This window comes from Pelomonas sp. KK5 (assembly GCF_001984095.1).
Taxonomy (GTDB): Bacteria; Pseudomonadota; Gammaproteobacteria; order Burkholderiales; family Burkholderiaceae_C; genus KK5.
Window position 1 is genome coordinate 1 of sequence record NZ_LYVQ01000044.1, and the last position, 25134, is coordinate 25134.

A 25134-nucleotide genomic window follows, 5' to 3' on the forward strand; every position below is an offset into this window, starting at 1 on the left:
CCATGGGGTGCCCCATCGCTCAGCGCTCTCCGCCAACGACCAGACATCTTCAGTTCCCCTCGAACACCGGCTTCTGCTTGGCCACGAAGGCGTGATACGCCCGGTGGAAGTCCTGCGTCATCATGCAGATCGCCTGGGCCTGCGCCTCGGACTCGATCGCTTCGTCCACGCCCATCGCCCATTCCTGATGAAGCATCTTCTTGGTCATCGCATGACCGAAGCTGGGACCGCTCGCCAGGTCCGTCGCCAGCGCCAGTGCGGTCTCCAGCACCTGCTCCGGTTCCACCAGGCGATTCAGGAAGCCCCAGGAGTAGCCCTCCTCACCGCCGAGCGAACGGCCGGTGTAGAGCAGGTCCGACGCGCGCCCCTGGCCCACGATGCGCGGCAGGATCGCGCAGGCGCCCATGTCGCAGCCGGCCAGGCCGACGCGGGTGAACAGGAAGGCGGTCTTCGAGCGGGCCGTGCCCACGCGCATGTCCGAGGCCATCGCGATGATCGCGCCGGCGCCGGCGCAGACGCCGTCGATGCTGGCGATCACCGGCTGCGGGCAGGCGCGCATCGCCTTGACCAGGTCGCCGGTCATCCGCGTGAACGCGAGCAGGTCGGGCATGGACATCTGCGTCAGCGGGCCGATGATCTCGTGCACGTCGCCGCCGGAGCAGAAGTTGCCGCCGGCGCCCTGCACGACGATGGCCTTGACCGCCGGCGCATAGCAGAGCGTGCGGAACAGGTCGCGCAGTTCGGCGTAGGAATCGAAGGTCAGCGGGTTCTTGCGCTCGGGGCGGTTCAGCGTGATGAGGCCCACGCTGCCCTGCTGCTCCCAGCGGAAGTGCTCGGGCGCATAACTCATCAGATCGACGGTATTGCCCGCCGCCAGGTGCTTGTCCATCAGCTCATGTCCTTTGCTTGTTGATCCTTCAGAACGGCCAGCAGTTCATAGACCTGGCCCTTCTGCTCGGTGTTCCATCCGGCCAGCAGCTCGACGATCCACTGCTCGTGCGTGCTGGCCATCTTCTTGAACTGGCGGCGGCCCGCGGCCGTCAGCTTGACGGCGAAGGAGCGGCGGTCGCTCGGGTGGGCTTCGCGCGCCACCAGCCCTTCCGCTTCCAACTGGTCGGTGATGCCGGTGACGTTGCCGCCGGTCACCATCAGCCGCTGCGAGAGCTCGCGCATCGACAGGCCGTCCGGGTGACGCTCCAGCTGCGCCAGCAGGTCGAAGCGGGGCAGCGTGGTGTCGAAGTCTGTGCGCAGGCGACTGCGGATCTGGTTCTCCACGCGGGTGGTGCAGGCGAGCAGGCGCAGCCAGAGCTTGAGCGCCTGGTGGTCGCCGTCGGCGACTCGCGATTCCATGTCGGTCATGTCTGCCCCTCGTCCAGCGAGTACGCTGGCCGGTCCCCCGAGGGGACAGCCGCTTGCTTGGGGCGGCCCGGCGCTGCGCGGCTCATCGCAGAATCTCCCCGCCGCAGACCGAAATCGATTGCCCGTTCACGGCGCCAGCCCCCGCCAACCACAGCACCGTCGAAGCCACCTCGTCCGGCTGCACCAGCCGCCCCTGCGGATTGCTCCTGGCGAACTCCGCCTTCGCCTCGTCCGCGCTGCGGCCGGTCTTGGCCACCAGCGTCTGCACCGAGCGCTCGATGATGTCCGTCTCGGTGTAGCCCGGGCAGACGGCGTTCACCGTCACGCCCTTCTTCGCATACTCCAGCGCCAGCGCCTTGGTCAGTCCGACGACGCCATGCTTGGCCGCGCAGTAGGCCGCCACGTAGGCATAACCCGTTAGTCCAGCGGTGCTGGCCACGTTGATGACCCGGCCGAAGCCGCGCTTCGCCATGCCGTCCAGCACCTCGCGGCTGCACAGGAAGGTGCCGGTCAGATTGACCTGCAGCATGCGTTGCCAGAGTTCCAGCGAGGTGGCCGTGGCCTTGGCCGTCTCGACCTGGCCGGCGTTGTTGACCAGGATGTCGACCGGGCCGCAGGCGGTGAAGGCCGCACGCACGCTGGCTTCGTCGCCCACGTCGGCCGGCTGGTACGGCAGGCCGGTGGCCTTCAGCCGCTCCACGTTGCGGCCCATCAAGGTCACCCTGGCGCCAGCTTTCCGCAGCTGCCGCGCAATCGCCGCGCCGATGCCGCTGCCGCCGCCGGTCACGACCGCATGAAGATCCTTCATACGCCCAGCGCCTTGTTCGCCTGTTCCTGCGCCGCCACGCCCTGCGCCCGCTGCCGCTCGAACTCGCGCTCCAGCTGTTGCTTGCCCGACAGGTACTGCTTCGGCCACTCGATGCCGGTGTAGCCGATGCGCGCGGCCTCGGTCAGCGTCCAGGCCGGGTTGGCCAGGTGCGGGCGTGCCACGGCGCAGAGGTCCGCGCGGCCGGCCGCGATGATGCTGTTGACGTGGTCCGCCTCGGAGATCGCGCCGACGGCGATCGTCGCGATGCCGACGCGGTTGCGGATGTTCTCGGAGAACGGCGTCTGCCACATGCGGCCGTAGGTCGGCTTCTCCTGCTTGCTGACCTGGCCGGAGGACACGTCGATCAGGTCCGCGCCGGCCGCCTTGAAGGCCTCGGCGACGAGCACGCTGTCCTGTGGCGTGATGCCGCCGGCCACCCAGTCATGGGCCGAGATGCGCACCGACAGCGGCCCGGTCCAGATCGCACGCATCGCGGCGAACACCTCCAGCGGAAAGCGCAGCCGGTTCTCCAGCGAGCCCCCGTACTCGTCGCTGCGCTGGTTGGTCAGCGGCGAGATGAAGCTGGACAGCAGGTAGCCGTGCGCGCAGTGCAATTCCAGCCAGTCGAAGCCGGCAGCCCGCGCGCGACGGGTCGCGGCGATGAAATCGGCCTTCACGCGGTCCATGTCCTCCCGCGTCATCGCCCGCGACTGCTGGCTGATGCCTTCGAGGTACTGCTGCTCGGAGGCCGAGATCAGCGGCCAGTTGCCCGTGTCCAGCGGCAGGTCGATGCCCTCCCAGGCCACGCGGGTCGAGCCCTTGGCGCCGGCATGACCCAGCTGCATCGCGATCTTCGCCGTCGTGCTCGCATGCACGTAGTCGACGATGCGCTTCCAGGCCGCACCCTGCTCGTCGTTCCACAGGCCCGGGCAGCCGGGCGTGATGCGCGCATCGGGCGAGGTGCAGGTCATCTCGGCGAACACCAGGCCCGCGCCGCCCATCGCCCGCGCACCGAGGTGCATCAGGTGATGCTCGGCCGGCAGGCCGTCCACGCAGCTGTACTGCGCCATCGGCGAGACGACGACGCGATTCTTCAGCGTCAGGCCGTGCAGCGTGAAGGGCGTGAACATCGGCGGCACGGCCTTATCGCCACCGGCCAGCCAGCTCTCGAAACGCTCCACGTAGCCATGGTCGCGCAGCCGCAGGTTCTCATGCGAGATGCGCTGCGAGCGGGTCAGCAGGGAGTAGGCGAACTGCTGCGGGTCCAGCCGCGCATGACGCTCGACGTTCTCGAACCATTCGGTCGAGTTGCGGGCGGCGTTCTGGATGCGCAGCACGTCGATCGAGCGGGTGGCGACATAACGGTCCAGCGCAGCGGACAGGTCGCCCTTCTCTTCGGCGATGTCGTTCGCCAGCGCGATCGCGTCTTCCAGCGCCAGCTTGGTGCCGGAGCCGATCGAGAAGTGCGCGGTGTGCGCGGCATCGCCCATCAGCACGACCGGCGCGCGGCCGTTGTGATGGACCCAGTTGCGGCAGACCACGCGAGGGAAGCGGATCCACTGCGCCGAGCCGCGCAGGTGCGAGGCATTGGAGACGAGCTTGTGTCCGTCCAGCACACCCGCGAACAGGGTCTCGCAGAAGGCGATGCCCTCTTCCTTGCTCATGTCCGCCAGGCCGGCGGCCTGCCAGACGGCCTCGGGCGTCTCGACGATGAAGGTCGAGGTGTGCTCGTCGAAGCGGTAGGCATGGGCCTGGAACCAGCCATGCTCGGTCTTCTGGAAATCGAAGGTAAAGGCGTCGAACAGCTTCTCGGTGCCGAGCCAGACGAAGCGACAGTTGCGCAGGTCGACGTCGGGCTGGTAGCTGGCGGCGTACTTGTTGCGGATGCGGCTGTTCAGGCCGTCGGCGGCGATGATCAGGTCGGCATCGATGTCGGCGTCGTCCTGCACGTCGGCCTCATAGACCAGCTTCACGCCCAGTTCCTCGCAGCGCGACTGCAGGATGTTCAGCAGCTTCTTGCGGCCGATACCGCAGAAGCCGTGGCCACCGGAGCGCACGCTGTGGCCGTCGATGTGGACGTCGATGTCGTCCCAGTGATTGAAGGCCTGCAGGATCTCGTCGGCGGTCTTGGGGTCGGCCTCGCGCAGCGCGCCAAGCGTCTGGTCGGAGAAGACCACGCCCCAGCCGAAGGTGTCGCCGGCGCGGTTGCGCTCCAGCACGGTGACCTCGTGCCGCGGGTCCTGCTTCTTCATCAGCAGCGCGAAGTACAGGCCGGCGGGGCCGCCGCCGATGCAGGTGATGCGCATGGATCGAACTCCTTGTTGCGAGCAACTTTAGGCATAGATAATTTAGATGTCAAATACTTTCCAGCTGTGCCAAACTTCATGCTGCGCGTTGGAAATAACCGACACCACGGCCTGCGGAACCCTTCTAGAGTTCGCCCGTTTTTCGAGGAGCCCCACATGACACGGCTCTGGGACATCTCTCCCACCGTCTCGCCCGTCTCGCCGATCTTTCCCGGCGACGAGCCCTTTTCACTCCGCTGGACCGCGCAGCTGGGACCGGACTGCCCGGTCAACCTGAGCGCGATCACGATGTCGCCGCACGTCGGCGCGCACGGCGACGCGCCCTTGCACTACGCCAATGGCGCCGCCAGCGCGGCCGAGGTGGACCTGCACCCGTACCTCGGCCCCTGCCGCGTGATCCACGCGATCGGCTGCGGGCCGCTGATCCGCATCGAGCACCTGATGCACGCAGCTAACGAGTTACCCGAGCGGGTGCTGGTGCGCTGCATGGAGAAGGCCGACGAGACCTGGAACCCGCACTTCACCGCCTACGCGCCCGAGACCGTCGAATGGCTGGCGGCGCAAGGTGTGAAGCTGATCGGGCTGGACACGCCCTCGGTGGACCCGGCCGACAGCAAGACGCTGGACAGCCACCAGCGCCTCTTGCGCCTGGACCTGCGCGTGCTGGAGAACCTGGTTCTGGACGAGGTGCCGGAAGGCGACTACGAACTGATTGCACTGCCGCTGAAGCTGGCCGGGGCCTGCGCCTCGCCGGTGCGCGCCGTACTGAGGAAATGAAGACCATGAGCAAGACGAGACACGACTACGAACTGATGGACGCGGCCGACAAGCTGCGCCCGCTGAAGAAGCAGTTCGTCCTGCCGCCCGGCGTGATCTACCTGGACGGCAACTCGCTGGGCGCGATGCCCGCGGCCACCGCCGAGCGCACGCGCCAGGTGGTGGAGGATGAATGGGGCGTGGGCCTGATCCGCAGCTGGAACGACGCCGGCTGGATCGAGCAGCCCCACCGCATCGGCGACAAGATCGCCCGGCTGATCGGCGCCGGCAAGGGCGAGGTGATCGTTGCGGACTCGACCTCGCTGAACCTCTACAAGGTGCTGTCGGCCGCGCTGGAACAGGTGAAGGCGCAGGCCGGCAACTCGTCGCGCCGCACCATCGTCTCCGAGCGCGAGAACTTCCCGACCGACCTCTACATCGCCCAGAGCCTCGCCAAGCAGCACGGCTTCACGCTGAAGCTGATCGACTCGCCCGACGAACTGCCCGCCGTGATGGACCAGCACCTGGCCGTGCTGATGCTGACCCAGGTCAACTACCGCAGCGGCCGCGTGCACGACATGCAGGCCCTCACCGCCCAGGCCCACGCCGCCGGCGCGCTGACGGTGTGGGATCTGTGCCATTCGGCCGGCGCCATTCCGGTGGACCTGCTGGCGGCCAATGCCGACTTCGCCATCGGCTGCGGCTACAAGTACCTCAACGGCGGCCCCGGCTCGCCGGCCTTCGTCTGGGTCAATCCGCGCCATGCGGACAAGTGCTGGCAGCCGCTGTCGGGCTGGCTGGGCCACGAGGCGCCCTTCGCCTTCACGACCGACTACCAGCCGGCCGCGGGCATCAAGCGCTACATCTGCGGCACGCCCGGCATCATCGCGATGGCGGCGCTGGAGTGCGGCGTGGACACGCTGCTGGCGGCCGAGCCGATGGGCGGCATGGCCGCGCTGCGCCAGAAGTCGCTGGACCTCTCCAATGCCTTCATCACGCTGGTGGACGAGCGGCTGGCGGCCGAGTTCGGCGTGCGCATCGCCTCGCCGCGCGACCCGGCCCTGCGCGGCAGCCAGGTCTCGCTGGCGCTGTCCGAGGAGATGAACGGCGAGGCCTATGCCACCGTGCAGGCGCTGATCGGCCGCGGCGTGATCGGCGACTACCGCGCCGGCGCGCCCAACCTGCTGCGCTTCGGCTTCACGCCGCTGTATCTCGGCTTCGCCGAGGTGTGGGACGCGGTGGAACACCTGGTGCAGGTGCTGCGCGGCAAGGAGTACCTGCAGCCGCGCTTCCAGAAGCAGGGAGCGGTGACATGAGCTGCCCGATGCATCACACCGAGGGTGTCGTGAAGGAGGAAGGCGCCCAGCTCGACTTCTCCAGGGACATGAGCTACGGCGACTACCTGCACCTCGACGAGATCCTGAACGCCCAGCATCCGCTCTCGCCCGAGCACAACGAGATGCTCTTCATCGTCCAGCACCAGACTTCCGAGCTGTGGATGAAGCTGATGCTGCACGAGCTGCAGGCCGCGATTCAACACGTGGCGCAGGACAAGCTGCCCGAGGCCTTCAAGATGCTGGCCCGGGTCTCGCGGATCATGGAGCAGCTGGTCCACGCCTGGGACGTGCTGGCCACGATGACACCGCCCGAGTACACGGCCATCCGCCCCTACCTCGCCAACAGCAGCGGCTTCCAGAGCGCGCAGTACCGCCGCATCGAGTTCCTGCTGGGCAACAAGAACGCGGCGATGCTGAAGCCCCATGCGCACCGGCCGGACCTGCTGGCCCAGGTCGAGGAGGCCTACCAGGCGCCGAGCCTCTACGACGAGGCGCTGAAGCTGATGCAGCGCCGCGGCATCGTCGTGCCGGCCACCCATCTGCAGCGCGACTGGACCCAGCCCTACGCGGCCGACGACGGCGTCAAGGCCGCCTGGCTGGAGGTCTACCGCGATCCCTCGAAGCACTGGGATCTCTACCAGATGGCCGAGGAACTGGTGGACCTGGAGGACGCCTTCCGGCTCTGGCGCTTCCGCCATGTGACGACGGTCGAGCGGGTGATCGGCTTCAAGCGCGGCACCGGCGGCACCGGCGGCGTCAGCTACCTGCGCAAGATGCTGGACGTGGTGCTGTTCCCGGAGCTGTGGGCGCTGCGCACCGAGCTGTAGGAGGAAGCCGACAGGCGGCGCCCCGCTTGTCCGATGCAGGCGCGGCGCGGATCGGCGCAGACTGGGGCGATCTCAGCAGTTCCGAAGGACGCCCCATGAGCACCCCCTCCTCCCTGGCCGGATCGGCCGCCGACACCCTGATCGGCCTGGAAAAGCAGTTCTGGCAGTCCATGGTCGACGAGGACACCGACACCGCTCTAGGCCTGCTCGACGAGCCCGCGCTGATGATCAGCGCCCACGGCAGCATGCGCTTCGACCATGCCCAGTACCGCCAGATGGCCGAGCACGGCAAGTTCGTCCTCAAGGACTACGAGCTCAGCGACATGGAGGTGGTGTTCCCCACCGAGGGGACGGCGGTGATGAGCTACAAGGTCCGCCAGGTGATGGCGCCGCGCGAGAGCAGGACCGTCGCCGAGCGCATGGAGCAGCACATGTCCGACGCCTCGGTCTGGACGCGCAAGGACGGCCGCTGGCGCTGTGTGATGCACACGGAGACGCCGGCCGAAGCCGCCCATTGAGCGCCGTTCAGGCCGCGGCCGTCACGCGATCGCGGCCCGCGGCCTTGGCCCGGTAGAGCGCGGCATCGGCCCGGCGCACGGCGTCTACCAGGTCACCGGCGAGTGGCCACTCGGCCACGCCGATGGAGACGCTCAGCGCGTAGCCGGCCGGCAGCGCGGCGACCAGTGTGCGGCCCACCGCCACGCGCACCTGCTCCGCCCGCGCCATCGCGGCCTCGACCGCGCAGTCCGGCATCAGCACCAGGAACTCCTCGCCGCCCCAGCGCGCCACCACGTCCACCTCGCGCAGCTCACCCTGCAGCGTCGCGGCGATGGCCATCAGCACCGCGTCGCCGGCGGCGTGGCCGTGCAGGTCGTTGATGCGCTTGAAGTGGTCCAGATCCAGCAACATGACGGTGCAGGGGCCGGGCTCGCGCCGCCGCGACGCGGCGATGTAGTCGGCCCGCGCATGCAGGGCGCGGCGGTTGAGCAGGCCAGTCAGGGAATCGCGGCTGGCGGCCTGCGTCGCCTGGCGCAGCGCCTGCTCCAGCTCCCCGTTGACGCGACGCAGGTTCAGCGTGAGCTGCTCCCGTTCCAGCTCGGCCAGCACGCCGCGGCGCGTCTGCCGCACCAGCATGCGCCCGTAGCCGAGCGTCGTGACCAGCAGGCCGGCCACCGCCACCAGGATCACCAGGCTCTCCTGCAGCGCCTCGCGCTGGAAGGCCGCCGGCAGCACCGCCACGCCCCACAGCGCGCCGATGTGGGCCACCATGCCGCGCGGGCTGTGGGCCGCGGTGATCAGCATCATGCTGGACACGTAGACCAGCACCAGGCAGGAGAACACGTCGCGCGCGCTCCAGTGCACCAGGTCCATGTTCGGCACCATCCAGCCCACCAGCCCCCAGGTGGCGCCGGATGCCGCCAGGCCCAGCACGAAGCGCGGCTCCAGCGCGGCGGCCTGCGCCGCCTGGCCGTCGAGCGCACGGAGGCGCCGCCCGAGCCACCAGCCATGGGCGAACAGCATCAGGCGCAGAGCCAGGAACCAGGGCAGCAGCCCGGCGCCGGGGCCGTTCCAGTGGGCGGCGCCCACCAGCGCCGCCCCGAGCAGCGCACTGCGGGCGGCGGCGTCCTGCCGGGCGGCGGCGCGCTGAAGCATCAAGGCGGCCAGCGGCAGGGCTTCGGCGCCGGCGCGGCCCGTCGCCGGCTCGGGCAGGAGGGTGAATGCAGCTCGATCCATTGACAGAAGGTTACGGGTGCGCGTCCCCTGCCGTGTCCCTTACGGCCCGGCTCCACCACGAACGCGGGGGCCGCTGCCTGTGAAGGAGTTCACGCAACAGTGCTCGACCCCGGAAGCAGGCGGGCGGCGGCCCATGCGTCAGAATGGTTTCAACCGCGTGCCGCAGGAGATCCGCCCGATGCAGGCCCCGAATGCCAGCCCCAGCCTTCCGCTGGTCCTCGTGCCCAGCTGCCAGCGCCTGCTCGGCGAGCATCCCTTCCACGTCGCCGGCGCCAAGTACGTGCAGGCGGTGCGCCTGGCCGGCGCGCTGCCGCTGGTGGTGCCGCCGGTGGATGAGCAGGAGCTCGACGCGCTGCTGGACCTCGCCGACGGCGTGCTGCTGACCGGCTCGAAGAGCAACGTCCACCCCGACCACTACGGCGCCGCGCTGCACGACCCCTCGCTGCCGCTCGACCCGGCCCGCGACGCCTGGACCCTGCCGCTGATCCCGCGCCTGCTGGCGCGCGGCCTGCCGCTGCTGGCCATCTGCCGCGGCCTGCAGGAGGTGAACGTGGCGCTGGGCGGCACGCTGCACCAGGCCGTGCAGGACCTCCCCGGCCATGCCGACCACCGCGAGCCCGAGGGCGAGCCGGTCGAGGTGAAGTACGGCGACAGCCACCCGGCCCGGCTGCAGCCCGGCGGCTGCCTGGCCGCGCTGCTGGGCGGGCGCGAGCAGATCGCGGTGAACTCGCTGCACGGCCAGGGCGTGGACCGGCTGGCCGCGGGCCTGCGGGTCGAGGCCCGTGCGCCGGACGGCCTGGTCGAGGCCTTCAGCATTCCGCCCGACGGCGCCGCGCGCCGCTCCACCTTCGCGCTGTGCGTGCAGTGGCACCCGGAGTGGCGGGCCGAAGGCAACCCCGTTTCCATGCAGCTGCTGCAGGCCTTCGGCGAGGCCTGCAGCAGCTATCGCCAGAACCGACCAGCAGCACAACAGGGACCACGATGAACGAGAACACCAATACCCGCTTCGCCGACCTCGAGCAATGGTTCCGCCAGCACGGCGTGACCGAGGTCGAGTGCCTGGTGCCCGACCTCACCGGCGTGGCGCGCGGCAAGATCCTGCCGCGCGAGAAGTTCACCGAGGACCGCGGCATGCGCCTGCCCGAGGCGGTAGTGGCGATGGGCGTGACCGGCGAGTTCCCGTCCGAGGGCATCTACTACGACGTCATCAGCCCGACCGACCGCGACATGCACCTGCAGCCCGACCCGAGCACGGTGCGCATCGTGCCCTGGGCCACCGACCCGACCGCGCAGATCATCCACGACTGCTTCGACCGCGACGGCCAGCTCGTGCCCTTCGCGCCGCGCTCGGTGCTGCGGCGGGTCTGCGCCCTGTACGAGGCGCAGGGCTGGAGCCCGGTGGTGGCGCCGGAGCTGGAGTTCTACCTGGTGGCGCGCAACACCGACCCCGACATGCCGCTGAAGCCGCCGATCGGCCGCAGCGGCCGGGCCGAGACCTCGCGCCAGGCCTACTCGATCGACGCGGTCAACGAGTTCGACCCGCTGTTCGAGGACATCTACGACTACTGCGCCAAGATGAAGCTCAACGTGGACACGCTGATCCACGAGATCGGTGCGGGCCAGATGGAGATCAACTTCTTCCACGCCCACCCGCTGGGCCTGGCCGACGAGGTCTTCTTCTTCAAGCGCACGGTGCGCGAGGCGGCGCTGCGCCACGACATGTTCGCCACCTTCATGGCCAAGCCGATCGCCGGCGAGCCGGGCAGCGCGATGCACATCCACCAGAGCATCGTCGACAAGGCCAGCGGCAACAACCTGTTCAGCAATCCGGTGGACGGCTCGGCCACCGACGAGTTCCGCTGGTACATCGGCGGGCTGCAGCGCTACGTGCCGGCGGCGATGGCGCTGTTCGCGCCCTACGTCAACAGCTACCGGCGCCTCACCCGCGGCGCCGCCGCGCCGATCAACATCCAGTGGGGCACCGACAACCGCACCGTCGGCATCCGCTCGCCGCTGGCGGCGCCGGCCGCGCGGCGCATCGAGAACCGCGTGATCGGCGCCGACGCCAACCCCTACGTGGCCCTGGCCGCCACGCTGGCCTGCGGCTACCTGGGCATCCGCAACCGCATCGAGCCCAGCGCCGAATGCCAGGGCGACGCCTACCTGGGCGACTTCGCCCTGCCCCGCAGCCTCGGTGAGGCGCTGGAACTGCTGCGCGCCGAGACCGACCTGGCCGAAGTGCTGGGCCAGGCCTTCGTGACCGTCTATACCGAGGTCAAGGAGATCGAGCACGCGGAGTTCATGAAGGTGATCTCGCCCTGGGAGCGCGAGCACCTGCTGCTGCACGTCTGACCAGCCGCTGACCGCGCGGCTGTTGTGCCGTTCCCACTGCCGCGGCATCGGGCCTAGCCAGCGCGGCATCGTCGATCGCATCATCACGGCGCCGCCGCTGGCGCTGAACTTGCTCGCGTGACGGCATCACAACGGGGAGTCCAGACATGCAGCGATGGAAGAACAAGAAGACGCGGGCCGTCCATGCGGCCTGCCTGATGACCTGCCTGATGGCCTGCGCCAGCTTCGGCGCACTGGCCCAGCAGCAGCAGCAGCCAGCCGACACCGAGCAGCTCGGCCGCGTCGTCGTCACCGGCTCCAACCTGCGCCGCATCTCCGGCGAGACGCCGAGCCCGGTGCAGGTGATCGGCGCCGCCGAGATGAAGGCCTCCGGCTACACCAGCGTGGCCGAGGTGCTGCACGGCATCAGCGCCAACAATATGGGCTCGCTGAGCCAGGGCAATGCCAGCGCCTTCGCGGCCGGCGGCTCGGGCGTCTCGCTGCGCGGCCTCACCGTCGGCGCCACGCTGGTGCTGATCGACGGCCATCGCATGGCCTCCTACCCGATGCCCGACGACGGCGAGCGCGACTTCGTGGACATCGCCTCCATCCCCTTCGACGCGATCGAGCGCATCGAGGTGCTGAAGGACGGCGCCTCCGCCGTCTACGGCTCCGACGCGATGGCCGGCGTGGTCAACGTGATCCTGAAGAAGCAGTTCAAGGGCCTGACGCTGAACGGCGACTACGGCGTCTCCTCCCGCGGCGACGGGCAGACCAGCCACGCCTCGATCACCGCCGGCACCGGCGACCTCGACGCCAACGGCTGGAACGCCTACGCCTCGCTGGAGTTCCGCCGCCAGAGCCCGGTGCTGCTGAAGGACCGGTCCTACCTCGCGATCACCGACTGGTCCAAGTGGGGCGGCACGCCCAATATCTTCGACAGCAACGGCACGCCCAACCTCGCCGGCAACGACTTCCTGCAGCTCTCCCCGCGCACCGAGAACATCAACTTCATGAGCCGCCTCTCGGCCAAGCTGGGCGAGAGCTGGACCGGCAATATCCAGGCCTCGGTGCTGCAGAGCAAGGCCACGCAGGTGGGCGTGTTCAACGACATCAGCGGCGGGCAGCAGAGCTTCATCTTCGGCCCGGCCAATGCGCAGAGCCCCACCTCCGCCTACGCGGACAGCCTCTACGTCTTCAAGAACACGGACGGCTCCGACTTCACCGACCCGCTGAACCAGCTGGGCCCGCAGACCCAGCACAGCCAGACCCGCTCCTACCGGCTGGTGGCCGAGCTGAGCGGCGAACTGGGCGTCTGGTCCATCGACGCCTCGGTGGGCCTGACCCGCACGCAGCTGCACCTCAGCAGCCAGAACTTCCTCAGCATCGCCGGCTTCCAGGGCGCGCTGGACGACGGCAGCTTCGTGCCCGGCCAGCAGACGATCAGCGAGGCGCTGCGCCAGCGCATCGCCCCGACCGGCCGCTCCAATGCCACCAACTCGCTGAACTTCATCAGCCTGCGCGGCACGCGCGACCTGATGAAGCTGGACGGCGGCCCGCTCTCGCTGGGCCTCGGCGCCGAGTACCTGCAGCGCAAGCTCAACGACACCTTCCCCGCCAACTTCGCGGCCGGCGACCAATACAGCCCGATCTACTCCTTCGCCGTCGGCTCGCAGAAGGTCAGCGCCGCCTATGCCGAGCTGGCCGCGCCGTTCACCAAGCAGCTGGAGGTGGACGCCGCCGCCCGGGTCGACCACTACGCCGGCTACGGCAGCTCGGTCACGCCCAAGCTCGGTGCCAAGTACACGCCGACCAAGCAGTTCACCTTGCGCGGCACCTACTCGCAGGGCTTCCGCGCACCGAACCCGGCCGAGACCGGCAAGGCCGGCTCCACCTCGGGCGTGCTGAACCCGGTCTATGACCCGATCCTGTGCGCGAACGGCAACAACGCGACCGCGATCGACCCGAACCAGTGCGTGCTGTACTTCCCGCAGCTGCAGGTGTCGAACCCGAAGCTCAAGTCCGAGCACTCCAAGTCCTGGACGCTGGGCGTGATCGTGGAGCCGACCGACTGGTTCAACGTCTCGGTCGACTACTACGACATCACGATCAAGGACCAGATCATCGCCGTGGGCCTGCTGGGCCAGACGCAGATCAACAACCCCGCCGCCTACGGCGCCGTCCTCTATCGCGCCGACCCCGACCCGAGCATCCCCGGCGCCACCGTGGGCCCGATCGTCTACGAGACCTACCCCTTCCTGAACGCCAGCCGCACCCACACCCGCGGCGTCGACATCGACCTGCGCACCCACTTCGACCTGGGCGACGGCAACAAGCTCAAGACCGGCTTGAGCATCACCCACATGCTGGCCTACGACATGGTCTTCGGCGGCACCACCTACCGCTTCCCCGGCACCCACGGGCCCAGCTTCATCTCCGGCGACACCGGCACCCCGCGCGACCGCGCCCAGGCCAGCCTCACCTGGAGCCACGGCCCGCTGGAGCTGACCGGCACGCTGAACTACATCAGCGGCATGAGCGTGCTCGACGCCACCGCCGGCGCCGACAACAACGTCTGCGACTACTGGCTCAGCGGCACCTTCCCCGCCGGCGTCACCGCCCAGTCGCAGCGCTTCTGCCGCGTGCCGTCCTTCACCACGGTGGGCCTGTCGGCCCGCTACGAGCTGAGCAAGCAGCTGACGCTGCGCGGCGCCGTCAGCAACCTCTTCGACCGCAAGGCGCCCTACGACCTGCAGACCTTCGGCACGCCCGGCAACGGCGCGCAGTCCGGCGGCGCGGCCTACAACCCGATGCATCAGGACGGGGCCATCGGCCGCTACTTCACGGTGGGCGCGACCTACACCTTCTGACCGCCGGTCGCCTCGCGCAGGCCCGCCAGCGCCGGCTCGATGACGGCCATGTCCGCGCCTTCCGCGAACACCGCATAGGCCGGGTAGAGGAACTCCGGCGCGCCCTTGATGCGGCGCAGCCGGCCGCTCTCCAGGTGCTCGCGCACGACGGCCAGCCGGAAGTAGCCGCTGCCGCCCGCCGCCAGCACGTACTCGCGCCCCAGCGGCCCCAGGCCCGCGCTGACGCCCGCATGGCTCAGCTCGGGATAGGCCAGCGCATGCTGGGCCGCGAACTCCGGCCCCCAGTCCACGTAGACATAGTCGGCCGGGTCGAGCCTGTTGCCGCGCCTACGCGTCGTCACCAGCACCAGCTTCTCCTCGATCAGCAGCTCGATGCGCAGACCCGGCCGCTGCTGCGGCGCGTAGACCACGGCCAGGTCCAGCAGGCCCGCGGCGACCCGGTCGATCAGGTCCGCCGGGAAGCCGACCTCGGTGCGCAGCGCCAGCTGCGGCGCGGAGGTGCGCATCCACAGCAGCCAGTCCAGCAGCAGCGGATCCCACAGGCTCATCTCGCAGCCGATCGTCAGCAGCAGCTCGCGCCCGGCCGGCACCGCCACCTGCCGCCGTGCGCGCTCCCACACCTGCACCAGCATCGAGGCGTACTGGCGGAACTGCTCGCCGGCCGGCGTCAGCGAGGCGCCGGCCTTGTTGCGCACGAACAGGCGCGCGCCCAGCAGTTCCTCCAGCGTGCGCACCCGCGCGCTGATCGCCGTCTGCGTGACGTGCAGGTCCTCGGCGGCGCGGACGAAGCTGCCCGCGGCCACGATGCCGAGGAAGGTGCGGGCGAGCGTGATGTCCAAGGCAGGCCTCCAGAGAATTGATGCAACTATTTTGCATTCAATTGCCAATAAAGATCGCTTTACATGACTTCAACGGCGATCGACGATCCAGCCATCACCTCAGTTCAAGGAGCATCCGATGAAGACCTTCCAGACCCGCGCCGTCGAAGCCGGCATCAAGCACCCCGCACGGCCCTCCACGGGCTGGACCGCGTTCGAGGCCGAGCTGCGGCGCAGCCTGGCGCTCGCGCCGATCGGTTTGCTGGTCGCCGCCGTCCGCGAAGGCCGTGGCGGGAGCGCCGGGCCGTCCCCCGCGGATGCCGCGGCCGTGCCTTACCTCGAAGGCTGCAACATCCACTGAGCCGCATCGCGGCCGTGCAGCCCCGGCGCTCAGGCCGCCCAGCAGGCGCAGCCGAGCACGCCCCAGAAGCCCTTCAGGTCCGCGGCCGGCACGGAGGCACCCCAGGCATGGGCGTGGCCGTGCACGCCGCAGGCACGTGAGCAGGCACAGGCGGCCGCCGCCTTCAAGGCCCGCTGCAGCGGCCTGCCCTCGTCCGGCGCCTGGCGCTCGAGCCGCACCGGCGACCAGTCCGGCATCGCCGGCGGCGGTGAGGCCTCGTCCTCGGGCGCGAACGGTCCCGCGGCGTAGACGACCCGGCCTCCGACGAGCGTCAGCAGCGAGGCCGTGTCCGCGATCTCCGATTCCGGGCAGGCGAAGAAGTCGCGGTCCGGCACCATCAGGTCGGCCAACTGGCCGGCCTCGATGCGGCCCTTGCGGCCGTCCTCGTCCGAGAACCAGGCGACCTTCTCGGTCCACATCCGCAGGGCCGTCTCGCGGTCCAGGCAGTTGCGCTGCGGATAGAGCTGCAGGCCGCCGACGGTCCTGCCGGTGATCATCCAGGCCAGCGAGACCCAGGGGTTGTAGGAGGCGACGCGGGTGGCGTCGGTGCCGGCCGAGACGCGCACGCCGCTGTCCAGCAGCCGCGCGATCGGCGGCGTGGCCTGCGCGGCCGCCGCGCCATAGCGCTCGACGAAGTACTCGCCCTGGTAGGCCATCCGGTGCTGCACGGCCACACCGCCGCCCAGGGCGGCGATGCGGTCGATCGAGCGCTGGGAGATGGTCTCGGCATGGTCGAAGAACCAGTTCAGGCCGGCCAGCGGGATCTCCGCGTCCACACGCTCGAACACGTCCAGCGCCCGCGAGATGGTCTCGTCGTAGGTGGCGTGCATGCGCCAGGGCCAGCGGTTCTGGGCCAGCAGGCGCACGACGTCCTCCAGCTCGCTCTCCATGCCTGCCGCCAGCTCCGGCCGCGGCTCGCGGAAGTCCTCGAAGTCGGCGGCCGAGTACACCAGCATCTCGCCGGCGCCGTTGTGGCGGAAGTAGTCGTCGCCCTGCTTGTAGGCGGACGAGGCGGCCCAGGCGAGGAAGTCCTCCTTCTCCTGCTTCGGCTTCTGCGTGAACAGGTTGTAGGCGATGCGCACGGTCAGCTGCCGCTCGGCCGCCAGCCGGCGCACGACCTCGTAGTCGTCGGGCCAGTTCTGCGCCCCGCCGCCCGCATCGATCACGCCGGTGATGCCCAGGCGGTTCAGCTCGCGCATGAAATGGCGGGTCGAGTTCAGCTGGTACTCGAACGGCAGCTTCGGGCCCCGGCCCAGCGTGGCGTAGAGGATGGCCGCATTCGGCCGGGCCAGCAGCAGGCCGGTCGGATGGCCGTCGCGGTCGCGCACGATCTGGCCCCCCGGCGGCTCCGGCGTGTCGCGCGTGTAGCCGACGGCGCGCAGCGCAGCGCGGTTCAGCAACGCGCGGTCGTACAGGTGCAGGATGAAGACCGGCGTGTCCGGCGCCAGCGCGTTCAGCTCGTCCAGCGTCGGCAGGCGCTTCTCGGCGAACTGCTGCTCGCTGAAGCCGCCCACCACCCGCACCCACTGCGGCGCCGGCGTGCGATCGACCTGGCGCTTCAGCAGGGCCATCGCGTCGGCCAGGCTGCGCAGGCCGTCCCAGCGCAGTTCCAGGTTGTAGTTCAGGCCACCGCGGATCAGGTGGGTGTGGTTGTCGACCAGGCCCGGCAGTACCGGCCGGCCCCGCAGGTCGATGCAGCGCGTGGCCGGGCCGGCCAGCGCGAGGATCTCGGCGTCGTCGCCGGCACGCAGGAAGCGGCCATCCCTGATGGCCACCGCGCCCGCCTGGGGCCGGCCGCGGTCCAGCGTGGTGATCCGGCCGCCGTGCAGGATCAGGTCGGGGAAGCGGCTGGCGTCTGTGTCGGGGCTCGTCATGCCCGCAACGATAGCCCGATCAGTCAGTTCTCCAGCGCCCGGTCGCGGCTCTCCGGCAGCATCAGCATCGCCACCGCGGTGATCACGCTGGTCACCGCCACATACCAGGCCGGCGCGGCCGGGTTGCCGGTGGCGCCGATCAGCCAGGTGATGATGAACTGGGTCGTGCCGCCGAACAGGGCCACGCCGATCGCGTAGGCGATGGACAGGCCGGTGGCGCGGATGCCGCGCGGCAGCAGCTCGGGGATGGCGATCAGCGAGGCCGCACCGGTGATCGCCTGCAGGATGGCCAGGAAGGCCGTCACGGCCAGCAGCATCGCCGGCGTCGGGTTGGCGATCAGCAGGCCGAAGGCGGGCACCGTCAGCAGCGCCAGCGCCAGCCGCGGCCACAGCATCGCCGGCTTGCGGCCGTAGCGGTCGCACAGCCAGCCGCCCACCAGCGAGAACACCAGCGTCATCAGGCCCACCATCACCGTGGCGCCCATCGCGATCAGCGGCGGGAACTTCAGCGTGGTGATCGCATAGGTGGTCATGTAGCTGCCCACGTAGTTGGACACCGTGCCGCCCAGCACGACGAAGACCGCCAGCGTGATCAGACGCCGGTGCTTCACCAGGCCGGCGGTGCCGCTGTTGGCGGCCACCACCGGCGCGTCGTGCAGGGTCTCGGGCATCGCGCGGCGCAGGTACAGGGCCACCGGCAGCAGCAGCAGGCCCGCGGCGAAGGGCAGGCGCCAGCCCCAGGCCTGCACCTCGGCCGGGCTCAGCGCGGACAGCACCCACACGCCCAGCCCGCCGGCCACCAGCGTCGCCGCGCCCTGGCTGGCGAGCTGCCAGCTGGCGAACAGGCCGCGCCGGTCGGCCGGCGCCGCCTCGATCAGGAAGGCGCTCGACGGCCCCACCTCGCCGCCCAGCGCCAGGCCCTGCACCAGCCGGCAGATCACCACGATGATCGGCGCCGCCATGCCGATGCGCTCGTAGGACGGCGTCAGCGCCAGGCCCAGCGTGCCGACGGTGATCAGCGCGATCGTCAGCAGCATCGCCGGCTTGCGGCCGGCCCGGTCGGCGAAGGCGCCGATCAGCACCCCGCCCAGCGGCCGCGACACGAAACCTACCCCGAACACCGCCACCGACAGCAGCAGCGAGCCCATGGCCGTGGAGGCCGGGAAGAAGGTCTTGCCGATGTAGACGGCGAAGAAGGCGTAGGTGACGAAGTCGTAGAACTCCAGCGCATTGCCGGCCACGGTGGCGGCGACGATCTTGGTGGGGATCGTCGTGCGCGTGGGGATGCGGCTGGGGCTCGCCGGTGAGGTGAAGGCCGGGGTGGCAATGTCCATGGGGCGCCTCGCGGGTTGGAAGGATCAGTCTGCCAGGAATCGCTCGGCCAGCAGCGTCCAGTAGGCCGCGCCGATGGCGATGTTGTCGTCGTTGAAGTCGTAGCCGGGGTTGTGGACCATGCAGGCGCCCTGGCTGTCGCCCTCGTCGCCATTGCCGATGAACAGGTAGCTGCCAGGCAGCCGTTCCAGCATGAAGGCGAAGTCCTCGCTGCCGCTGAGCGCCGGGCCGTGCTCGACGATGCCGGCGTCGCCGCGCAACTCGCGGCCGACGGCGCGGGCGAAGTCGGTCTCGGCCGGGGTGTTGACCAGCACCGGATAGCCGCTGCGCCAGGCGATGTCGGCGGCGACGCCATAACTCTCCGCCTGAGCTGACACCAGCGCCCGGATGCGCCGCTCCAGCAGCGCGCGCACCTCGCGGTCCAGCGCGCGCACGCTCAGCTCCAGCGTGGCCTGGGCGGGGATCACGTTGTTGGCCTTGCCCGCATGGATCGCGCCGACGGTGACCACCGCCATCTGCTGAGGGTCGACGTTGCGCGACACGATGGTCTGCAGCGCCATCACGATGCTGGCGGCGGCGACCACCGTGTCGGTGGCCTTGTGCGGCATCGCGCCGTGGCCGCCGAAGCCGCTGAGGGTGATGGTCACGTAGTCCGAGGAGGCCATCGTCGGCCCGTCGCGGAACACCAGCTGGCCCTGCTTGACGCCGGGCATGTTGTGCATCGCGAAGACCGCGTCGCAGGGATGCTTCTCGAACAGGCCCTGCTCGATCATCCGCAGCGCGCCGGCGCCGCCCTCCTCGGCCGGCTGGAAGATCAGGTGCAGCGTGCCGCTGAAGCGGCCCTGTTCCGCCAAGCGCCTCGCCGCGGCGAGCAGCATGGCCGTGTGGCCGTCGTGCCCGCAGGCGTGCATCAGGCCGGGCTTGCGGCTGGCCCAGGCGTGGCCGGTGGCCTCCTGGATCGGCAGCGCGTCCATGTCCGCGCGCAGGCCCAGGCGCTTCATGCCGGTGCCGCGCCGCAGCGTGCCCACCACGCCGGTGCCGCCCAGGCCGCGGCTGACCTCGTAGCCCCAGTCCTGCAGCTTCGCGGCCACCAGCGCGGCCGTGCGGTGCTCCTCGAAGGCCAGCTCGGGCTCGGCGTGGATCTCGCGGCGCAGGCGGATGAACTCTCCCACCTGGGCGTTCATGGACTGGGCCAGGTAAGGGCTCGATTCCGTATCAATGGCAGCCATCGGGGACTCCGGCGAATGGATCTGGCTCGAATGTAGGAGCCCGCATCGCAATCGTCCAATGCATTGTCGAGACTCATTCAATGAGTCGGGCGCATACTTTGGCCATGACGCTCGTCCAGCTCCGCCACCTGATCTCGCTCGCGCAGAGCGGCTCCTTCAGCCGCTCGGCCGAGGCACTGCACCTCACCCAGCCGGCGCTGAGCCGCAGCATCAAGGCGCTGGAGGACGAGCTGGGCCAGCCGCTGTTCGACCGCGTGGGCCGCCGCGCCACGCCCACGGCCTACGGGCGCGAGGTGCTGGAGCGCGCCCGCCACCTGGTCTTCGAGGCCGACGAACTGGCGGCCAGCGGCAGCCGCCAGTTGGCGGGCCGCAGCGGTTCCATCCGCATCGGCATGGGCTCCGGGCCGGGCGCGATGCTGATGACGCCGCTGCTGCAGCTGATGGCCACCGAGCACCCGCTGATCCGCTGCGAGGTCTCGCGCGCCCGCACCGACACGCTGGTGCAGGCGCTGCGGGCGCGCGAGCTCGACGCGCTGGTGGTGGACGCGCGCTCGTTGCAGCCGGCGCCGGACCTGAACGTGGGCAGCGTCAGCGAGATGCGCGGCACCGTCCTGTGCCGGCGCGGCCATCCGCTGGCGCGGCGGCGCGACAGCAAGACGCCGCTGCGCTTCGACGCCCTGCTGGCCTACCCGATCGGCGCCACCCCGCTCAGCGACGAGGTGGCCCGCACGCTGGTCGAGCGCTACGGCCCGCAGGCCCATCCGGCGCAGTGCGTGACGCTGCGCTGCGAGGAGATCCCGAGCCTGGTGGACGTGGCCAGGCACAGCGACGCAATCCTGATCGCGATCCGGGCTGCGGCGCCGGACCTGGTGGAGCTGCCGCTGAAGCCGGCGCTGAACGCGACAGCGCGGTTCGGGATCGTGACGCTGGCGGGACGGGTGGAGGCGCCGGCGATGGGGATCGTCAGGGCCCTGGTGGAGCGCCTGATGGTCGATTGAGGCCATCCCCAAGAACACCTCAGAACACCTCAAGCAAGGCGTTCACCGATTTCGGCTCCCGATCCCAGAATCCATCGCAGCACGCAGGCCGCACGAATCCGGCAGGCGGCGAGATCGATCAACGACATCCGGAGACAAACCGTGAAACACCCCCTGCGCACACTCACCCTCGGCACCGCCTCCGCGGCGCTTGCCGCCCTGTTCCTGTGCAGCCCCGCCGCCGCGCAGGGCACCTCAAAACAGATCTACCTCGTTTCCCACGGCAGCGAGTCGGATCCGTTCTGGATCGAGTGGAACCGCGGCGTCAAGGCGGCCTGCGAGAAGGTGCGGGCCAGGTGCAACGTGTCCTTCAACGCGAACAACGTCGCGGGGCAGAAGGAGGCGATCAACGCAGCGATCGCGGGCAAGGCCGACGCGATCGTCACCACCAGCGCCGAGCCCAAGCTGTGGAACACGGAGGTCGCCGCCGCGAAGAAGGCCGGCATCCCGGTGATCTTCTTCAACTCGGACGACCCCGCTTCCGGCCGCTATGCCTATGTGGGCGCCAACCTGCAGGAAGCGGGCGTGATCTGGGCGCGCTACCTGGTGGACAACAAGCTGGTGAAGGCCGGCGACAGCGTGTTCCTGCCGGTCGAGGCCGCGGGCGCCACGTACCAGATCCTGGAGACGCGGGGCATCGCCAGCGTCTTCGATCCGCTGGGCATCAAGCACCAGGTGCTGGAGGTCGGCTCGGACCCGGCCAGCCTGATCGCCCGCATGACCGAATACCTCACCGCCCATCGGGACGTGAAGGCCATCATCGGCCTGGGCGACCTGGTCACCGCCCATGCGCGCACGGCGCTGAAGAACGTCGGCGCCAAGCCGGGCCAGATCCCGGTCGTCGGCTGGGGCAACACCAGGGAAACAGCCGACGCGGTGGTGGCCGGCTATGTGCAGGCTGGCCTGTGGCAGTTCCCCTACGACCAGGGCTACCTGCCGGTGATCATGGCCGACAACCTGGCCAAGCCGCAGGGCAAGGGCTATGACGTGGTGACCCTGGCCGTCTACGACAAGAGCACCGTGCAGGACATCCTCAAGGGGATGGCCGGCGCCAAGAAGTGATCGAAGCGAACCCCATGAACACCACCAAGCTCGCGCCGCCGGGGGCGGCAAGACCTGTCCCCCCACCCGTGCCCGCCGCCGCAAGAAAGCGCCTCGAGGTCCGCGTCCTGGCCACGCTGGCCAGGCATCGCGAACTGACGCCGCTGCTGATCCTGCTCGTGCTGTCCGCCGGGTTCACGATGCTGAACCCGAACTTCTTCTCCAGCCTCAATGTGACGACGCTGCTCTCCATCGTGCCGGAACTGGGCATCATCGCGCTGGGCATGGCGCTGCTGCTGACGGCCGGCGAGTTCGATCTCTCCGTCGGCGCGGTGTTCGGCCTGGCGCCGATCCTGCTGCTGCTGGCCGTGCAGTTCGGCGCGCCGCTGCCGCTGGCGCTCGCCGGCGCGCTGGCGGTGTCGGTGGCGATTGGCTGCCTGAACGGCGTGCTGGTGACCGGCCTGTCGATCACGTCCTTCCTGGTCACGCTGTCCATCCTGCTGATCGTCCGCGGGTCGGCGCTGTTCGTCACCAACGGCTTCCCGCAGCAGCCGCTGGAGGACGAGTCGCTGCTGCGCTCGCTGCTGGCCGGCAACTTCGAGCTCGCGGGCATCACGGTCAATGCGTCCCTGGTCTGGTTCGCGGGCCTCGCGGCGCTGTGCCACTACCTGCTGCGCCATGCGCGCCTGGGCAACTGGATCGTGGCGACCGGCAGCAACAGCGCGGCCGCGACGGCGCGCGGCGTGCCGACCGCGGGCGTGAAGATCGGCCTGTTCGCATTGACCTCGGCGCTCGCGGGCTTCGCCGGCATCCTCAGCGCGCTGCGCATCTCCTCGGCCTCGCCGGTGGCCGGCACCGGCTACGAGCTGGAGGTGATCGCCATGGTCGTGATCGGCGGCACGGTGCTGACCGGCGGCCAGGGCACGATCGTCGGCACCGTCATCGGCGTGATGCTGCTGCGGATCATCCGCAACGGCATCATCATGGCCGGCGCCCCCGGGCTGGCCTACAACATCTTCGTCGGCGTGATCATCCTCGCGATGCTGATCATCCATGCGCGCCTCGAGAAATACACCAAGCTGCGCTGAAGGGCCACGCATCATCATGAGCACGAGCCAAGAACTGATCCGCCTGGAAGGCGTCAGCAAGTCCTTCGGCAGCGTCCAGGCGCTGCGCGACATCAACCTGTGCATCGGCAGCGGCGAGATCGTGGCGCTGCTGGGCGACAACGGCGCCGGCAAGTCGACGCTGATCCGCGCGCTGTCGGGCATCCACCCGATCGACGAGGGCCGGATCTTCATCAAGGGCCGCGAAACGCGCATCGGCTGCGCGCAGGACGCCATCCGCAACGGCATCGAGACCATCCACCAGGACTCGTCGCTGGCGCCGGACCTGTCCATCGCCCACAACCTCTTCCTCGGCCGCGAGCCGCTGCGCCATCCATGGATGGGCGTGTTCTCGCCGATCGATCGCGCCTTCCTCGAAGAGCAGACCCGCGCGCTGCTGCGCCAGGCCGGCATCTCCAAGAACCTGGACCCGCACACGCGCATCAAGGGCCTGTCGGGCGGGGAGCGCCAGTCGATCGCGATCGCCCGCGCCATGTTCTTCTCGTCCGACCTGATCATCCTGGACGAGCCGACGAACAACCTCGGCGTCGAGGAGACCCATGCGGTGCTGCGCTTCATCCGCGAGGCCAAGGCCAAGGGCCATGCCTGCATCTACATCACGCACAGCCTGCACCATGTCTTCGAGGTGGCGGACCGCGTGATCATCATGCGCCGCGGCGCCATCGTCTCCGACATGGCCCGCGCCGACACCGACCTGCGGCACACCGAGTCGCTGATCACCGAGGGCGTGCCGGTCGCGCCGCTCGCGCATTGAGCAGGAAGGCCCCACCATGCCTCGACTGTTCGGAAGAGACTGGAGCCGGCGCGAGCTGGCCGCGCAGGCGGGCCAGCTGGGCCAGTACGCCGGAGTCCAGTTGCTGACGCTGGGCGACGGCGCCGGGCGCGGCCTGCGCTGCCTCGAGTTCCGCACCGGCACCGGCCTCGCCTTCCGCGTGCTGGTGGACCGGGCCTTCGACATCGGCCCCTGCGAGTTCCGTGGCGCCTCGCTGGGCTGGCAGTCGCCGACCGGCCTGCGCCATCCCGGCCTGCACGAGAACGCCGACGAGGACGGCCTGGGCTGGCTGCGCTCCTTCAGCGGCCTGCACGTCACCTGCGGGCTGGACCACACGCTGGGGCCGGAGCTGGAAACCGCCGCGCACTACCACCACCCCCATCGCCAGGCGGTCCGCCAGCCGCTGCACGGCCGCATCGCCAACACGCCCGCGCGCCTGACCGGCCATGGCGAGCGCTGGGACGGCGACGAGTGCGTGCTGTGGGCCGAGGGCGAGGTCCGCCAGGCCGCGGTCTTCGGCGAGAACCTGTGCCTCTACAGGCGGGTCGAGGCCCGCGTGGGCGGCAATACCTTCTCCATCCGCGACCGGGTGGTCAACGAAGGCTTCTCCACCACGCCGCACATGCTGATGTACCACATCAACCTGGGCCATCCGCTGCTCGACGCCGGCAGCCGCTACGTGGCGCCGGTGCGGCACACCCGGTGGGCCGCGCACGCCGGGCGCCTGCGCGAGCAGGGCGTGGGCAGCGTGACCCAGGGCGGCCCGCAGCCGGGCTTCGTCGAGCAGGTGTTCGAGCATGCGATGGCGGCCGGCCCCGACGGGCGCATTCCGATGGGCCTGGTGAACCCGGGCTTCGACGGCGGCCACGGCCTGGGTCTGGCGATCGAGGTCGATGCGCGCGAGTTCCCCTGCCACCTGCAATGGCAGAACCTGCGCAGCGGCCTCTACACGATGGCCATCGAGCCGAGCACGAACCACGCGCCGGGCAAGCAGTTCGCGCGCGAACGCGGCGAGCTGATCCAGCTGGCCGCCGGCGAGGAGCGCCGCTACGGCGTGGACTACACGGTGCTGGACGGCAGCGCCGAGATCGAGCGCTTCGAGCGCCGCATCGCCAGCCTGGCGCCGCACCCGCAGCAGGACTATCCAACGCCCACCGGGCGATGGGACGACTGAGA

Annotated in this window: 22 protein-coding genes; 13 read left to right on the forward strand and 9 right to left on the reverse strand. The window is 69.9% G+C overall.

All coding sequences use genetic code 11. The annotated features are described in order from the left end of the window. Nucleotides 1-49: 49 nt before the first annotated feature. The 4 genes from B0W88_RS09095 to B0W88_RS09110 all read right to left on the reverse strand — a co-directional run bounded on the left by B0W88_RS09095 (nt 50) and on the right by B0W88_RS09110 (nt 4473). Complete coding sequence (locus B0W88_RS09095) at nt 50-889, reverse strand: enoyl-CoA hydratase family protein (RefSeq protein WP_077034347.1); 840 nt, start codon at nt 887-889, stop codon at nt 50-52. Continuing rightward, nucleotides 889-1359, reverse strand: a complete 471-nt coding sequence (locus B0W88_RS09100; RefSeq protein WP_077034348.1) for a MarR family winged helix-turn-helix transcriptional regulator — start codon at nt 1357-1359, stop codon at nt 889-891. Before B0W88_RS09100 ends, B0W88_RS09095 begins: the two co-directional genes overlap by 1 nt. 82 nt (nt 1360-1441) lie before the next feature. Next, nucleotides 1442-2167, reverse strand: a complete 726-nt coding sequence (locus B0W88_RS09105; protein WP_077034349.1) for an SDR family NAD(P)-dependent oxidoreductase — start codon at nt 2165-2167, stop codon at nt 1442-1444. Continuing rightward, on the reverse strand, nt 2164-4473 hold the full coding sequence (locus tag B0W88_RS09110) for a bifunctional salicylyl-CoA 5-hydroxylase/oxidoreductase (RefSeq protein WP_077034350.1): 2310 nt from the start codon (nt 4471-4473) through the stop codon (nt 2164-2166). Before B0W88_RS09110 ends, B0W88_RS09105 begins: the two co-directional genes overlap by 4 nt. 156 nt (nt 4474-4629) lie before the next feature. Between B0W88_RS09110 and kynB the strand changes: the two genes are divergently transcribed. From kynB to B0W88_RS09130, 4 genes are all read left to right on the forward strand, one after another. Continuing rightward, nucleotides 4630-5250 (forward strand): arylformamidase, encoded by a 621-nt coding sequence (gene kynB / locus B0W88_RS09115; RefSeq protein WP_077034351.1) that lies wholly within the window; start codon nt 4630-4632, stop codon nt 5248-5250. Between the two features lie 5 nt (nt 5251-5255). Then, nucleotides 5256-6545: a kynureninase gene (gene kynU / locus B0W88_RS09120; protein WP_233151664.1), complete on the forward strand. Its 1290-nt coding sequence runs from the start codon at nt 5256-5258 to the stop codon at nt 6543-6545. Continuing rightward, nucleotides 6542-7393 (forward strand): tryptophan 2,3-dioxygenase, encoded by an 852-nt coding sequence (gene kynA / locus B0W88_RS09125; RefSeq protein ID WP_077034353.1) that lies wholly within the window; start codon nt 6542-6544, stop codon nt 7391-7393. Before kynU ends, kynA begins: the two co-directional genes overlap by 4 nt. Nucleotides 7394-7488: 95 nt before the next feature. Continuing rightward, complete coding sequence (locus tag B0W88_RS09130; RefSeq protein ID WP_077034354.1) at nt 7489-7911, forward strand: nuclear transport factor 2 family protein; 423 nt, start codon at nt 7489-7491, stop codon at nt 7909-7911. Nucleotides 7912-7918: 7 nt separating this feature from the next. On the opposite strand, the gene B0W88_RS09135 is transcribed toward B0W88_RS09130, so the two are convergent. Beyond that, nucleotides 7919-9127, reverse strand: coding sequence for a diguanylate cyclase (locus tag B0W88_RS09135; RefSeq protein ID WP_077034355.1), 1209 nt, complete (start codon nt 9125-9127; stop codon nt 7919-7921). 178 nt (nt 9128-9305) lie between these two features. On the opposite strand from B0W88_RS09135, the gene B0W88_RS09140 reads away from it, so the two are divergent. From B0W88_RS09140 to B0W88_RS09150, 3 genes are all read left to right on the forward strand, one after another. Then, nucleotides 9306-10112, forward strand: a complete 807-nt coding sequence (locus B0W88_RS09140) for a gamma-glutamyl-gamma-aminobutyrate hydrolase family protein (protein ID WP_077034379.1) — start codon at nt 9306-9308, stop codon at nt 10110-10112. Next, complete coding sequence (locus tag B0W88_RS09145) at nt 10109-11479, forward strand: glutamine synthetase family protein (RefSeq protein ID WP_077034356.1); 1371 nt, start codon at nt 10109-10111, stop codon at nt 11477-11479. Before B0W88_RS09140 ends, B0W88_RS09145 begins: the two co-directional genes overlap by 4 nt. 146 nt (nt 11480-11625) lie before the next feature. Continuing rightward, nucleotides 11626-14328, forward strand: a complete 2703-nt coding sequence (locus tag B0W88_RS09150) for a TonB-dependent siderophore receptor (RefSeq protein ID WP_077034357.1) — start codon at nt 11626-11628, stop codon at nt 14326-14328. Here the strand turns inward: B0W88_RS09150 and B0W88_RS09155 are convergent. After that, entirely contained in the window at nt 14316-15167 is an 852-nt protein-coding gene (locus B0W88_RS09155) for a LysR family transcriptional regulator (protein WP_077034358.1), read from the reverse strand. The genes B0W88_RS09150 and B0W88_RS09155 overlap by 13 nt on opposite strands. A 118-nt stretch (nt 15168-15285) precedes the next feature. On the opposite strand from B0W88_RS09155, the gene B0W88_RS09160 reads away from it, so the two are divergent. Next, entirely contained in the window at nt 15286-15507 is a 222-nt protein-coding gene (locus B0W88_RS09160) for a hypothetical protein (protein ID WP_077034359.1), read from the forward strand. Between the two features lie 29 nt (nt 15508-15536). On the opposite strand, the gene B0W88_RS09165 is transcribed toward B0W88_RS09160, so the two are convergent. Genes B0W88_RS09165 through B0W88_RS09175 form a run of 3 tightly spaced genes read right to left on the reverse strand, consistent with a single transcriptional unit; the run spans nt 15537 to nt 19936 of the window. Next, the gene (locus tag B0W88_RS09165) at nt 15537-17420 is read right to left on the reverse strand and encodes an amidohydrolase (protein WP_077034360.1); all 1884 of its coding nucleotides are present in this window, start codon (nt 17418-17420) and stop codon (nt 15537-15539) included. Between the two features lie 23 nt (nt 17421-17443). Beyond that, the gene (locus B0W88_RS09170) at nt 17444-18754 is read right to left on the reverse strand and encodes an MFS transporter (RefSeq protein WP_077034361.1); all 1311 of its coding nucleotides are present in this window, start codon (nt 18752-18754) and stop codon (nt 17444-17446) included. Between the two features lie 24 nt (nt 18755-18778). Beyond that, the gene (locus B0W88_RS09175; protein WP_077034362.1) at nt 18779-19936 is read right to left on the reverse strand and encodes a M20 aminoacylase family protein; all 1158 of its coding nucleotides are present in this window, start codon (nt 19934-19936) and stop codon (nt 18779-18781) included. A 149-nt stretch (nt 19937-20085) separates the two neighbouring features. On the opposite strand from B0W88_RS09175, the gene B0W88_RS09180 reads away from it, so the two are divergent. From B0W88_RS09180 to B0W88_RS09200, 5 genes are all read left to right on the forward strand, one after another. Beyond that, nucleotides 20086-20979 carry a LysR family transcriptional regulator gene (locus B0W88_RS09180; protein ID WP_077034363.1) on the forward strand — a complete coding sequence of 298 codons (894 nt, stop codon included), beginning with the start codon at nt 20086-20088 and terminating at the stop codon, nt 20977-20979. A gap of 141 nt (nt 20980-21120) precedes the next feature. Next, nucleotides 21121-22080 carry a substrate-binding domain-containing protein gene (locus B0W88_RS09185; protein WP_233151665.1) on the forward strand — a complete coding sequence of 320 codons (960 nt, stop codon included), beginning with the start codon at nt 21121-21123 and terminating at the stop codon, nt 22078-22080. Between the two features lie 14 nt (nt 22081-22094). Next, nucleotides 22095-23147, forward strand: a complete 1053-nt coding sequence (locus tag B0W88_RS09190) for an ABC transporter permease (protein ID WP_083748672.1) — start codon at nt 22095-22097, stop codon at nt 23145-23147. A gap of 16 nt (nt 23148-23163) precedes the next feature. Then, complete coding sequence (locus B0W88_RS09195) at nt 23164-23940, forward strand: ATP-binding cassette domain-containing protein (protein WP_077034365.1); 777 nt, start codon at nt 23164-23166, stop codon at nt 23938-23940. Between the two features lie 16 nt (nt 23941-23956). After that, nucleotides 23957-25132, forward strand: coding sequence for an aldose 1-epimerase family protein (locus B0W88_RS09200; protein WP_077034366.1), 1176 nt, complete (start codon nt 23957-23959; stop codon nt 25130-25132). Nucleotides 25133-25134 lie beyond the last annotated feature (2 nt).

Bases quoted from the DNA above. Each gene is read 5' to 3' on its own strand.
- B0W88_RS09135 (WP_077034355.1), bottom strand. From the start codon at position 9,127: ATGGATCGAGCTGCATTCACCCTCCTGCCCGAGCCGGCGACGGGCCGC.
- B0W88_RS09160 (WP_077034359.1), top strand. From the start codon at position 15,286: ATGAAGACCTTCCAGACCCGCGCCGTCGAAGCCGGCATCAAGCACCCC.
- B0W88_RS09195 (WP_077034365.1), top strand. From the start codon at position 23,164: ATGAGCACGAGCCAAGAACTGATCCGCCTGGAAGGCGTCAGCAAGTCC.
- B0W88_RS09110 (WP_077034350.1), bottom strand. From the start codon at position 4,473: ATGCGCATCACCTGCATCGGCGGCGGCCCCGCCGGCCTGTACTTCGCG.
- B0W88_RS09100 (WP_077034348.1), bottom strand. From the start codon at position 1,359: ATGACCGACATGGAATCGCGAGTCGCCGACGGCGACCACCAGGCGCTC.
- B0W88_RS09095 (WP_077034347.1), bottom strand. From the start codon at position 889: ATGGACAAGCACCTGGCGGCGGGCAATACCGTCGATCTGATGAGTTAT.
- B0W88_RS09180 (WP_077034363.1), top strand. From the start codon at position 20,086: ATGACGCTCGTCCAGCTCCGCCACCTGATCTCGCTCGCGCAGAGCGGC.
- kynU (WP_233151664.1), top strand. From the start codon at position 5,256: ATGAGCAAGACGAGACACGACTACGAACTGATGGACGCGGCCGACAAG.
- kynB (WP_077034351.1), top strand. From the start codon at position 4,630: ATGACACGGCTCTGGGACATCTCTCCCACCGTCTCGCCCGTCTCGCCG.
- B0W88_RS09165 (WP_077034360.1), bottom strand. From the start codon at position 17,420: ATGACGAGCCCCGACACAGACGCCAGCCGCTTCCCCGACCTGATCCTG.
- B0W88_RS09190 (WP_083748672.1), top strand. From the start codon at position 22,095: ATGAACACCACCAAGCTCGCGCCGCCGGGGGCGGCAAGACCTGTCCCC.
- B0W88_RS09175 (WP_077034362.1), bottom strand. From the start codon at position 19,936: ATGAACGCCCAGGTGGGAGAGTTCATCCGCCTGCGCCGCGAGATCCAC.
- B0W88_RS09200 (WP_077034366.1), top strand. From the start codon at position 23,957: ATGCCTCGACTGTTCGGAAGAGACTGGAGCCGGCGCGAGCTGGCCGCG.
- B0W88_RS09150 (WP_077034357.1), top strand. From the start codon at position 11,626: ATGCAGCGATGGAAGAACAAGAAGACGCGGGCCGTCCATGCGGCCTGC.
- B0W88_RS09140 (WP_077034379.1), top strand. From the start codon at position 9,306: ATGCAGGCCCCGAATGCCAGCCCCAGCCTTCCGCTGGTCCTCGTGCCC.
- B0W88_RS09145 (WP_077034356.1), top strand. From the start codon at position 10,109: ATGAACGAGAACACCAATACCCGCTTCGCCGACCTCGAGCAATGGTTC.
- B0W88_RS09130 (WP_077034354.1), top strand. From the start codon at position 7,489: ATGAGCACCCCCTCCTCCCTGGCCGGATCGGCCGCCGACACCCTGATC.
- B0W88_RS09105 (WP_077034349.1), bottom strand. From the start codon at position 2,167: ATGAAGGATCTTCATGCGGTCGTGACCGGCGGCGGCAGCGGCATCGGC.
- kynA (WP_077034353.1), top strand. From the start codon at position 6,542: ATGAGCTGCCCGATGCATCACACCGAGGGTGTCGTGAAGGAGGAAGGC.
- B0W88_RS09170 (WP_077034361.1), bottom strand. From the start codon at position 18,754: ATGGACATTGCCACCCCGGCCTTCACCTCACCGGCGAGCCCCAGCCGC.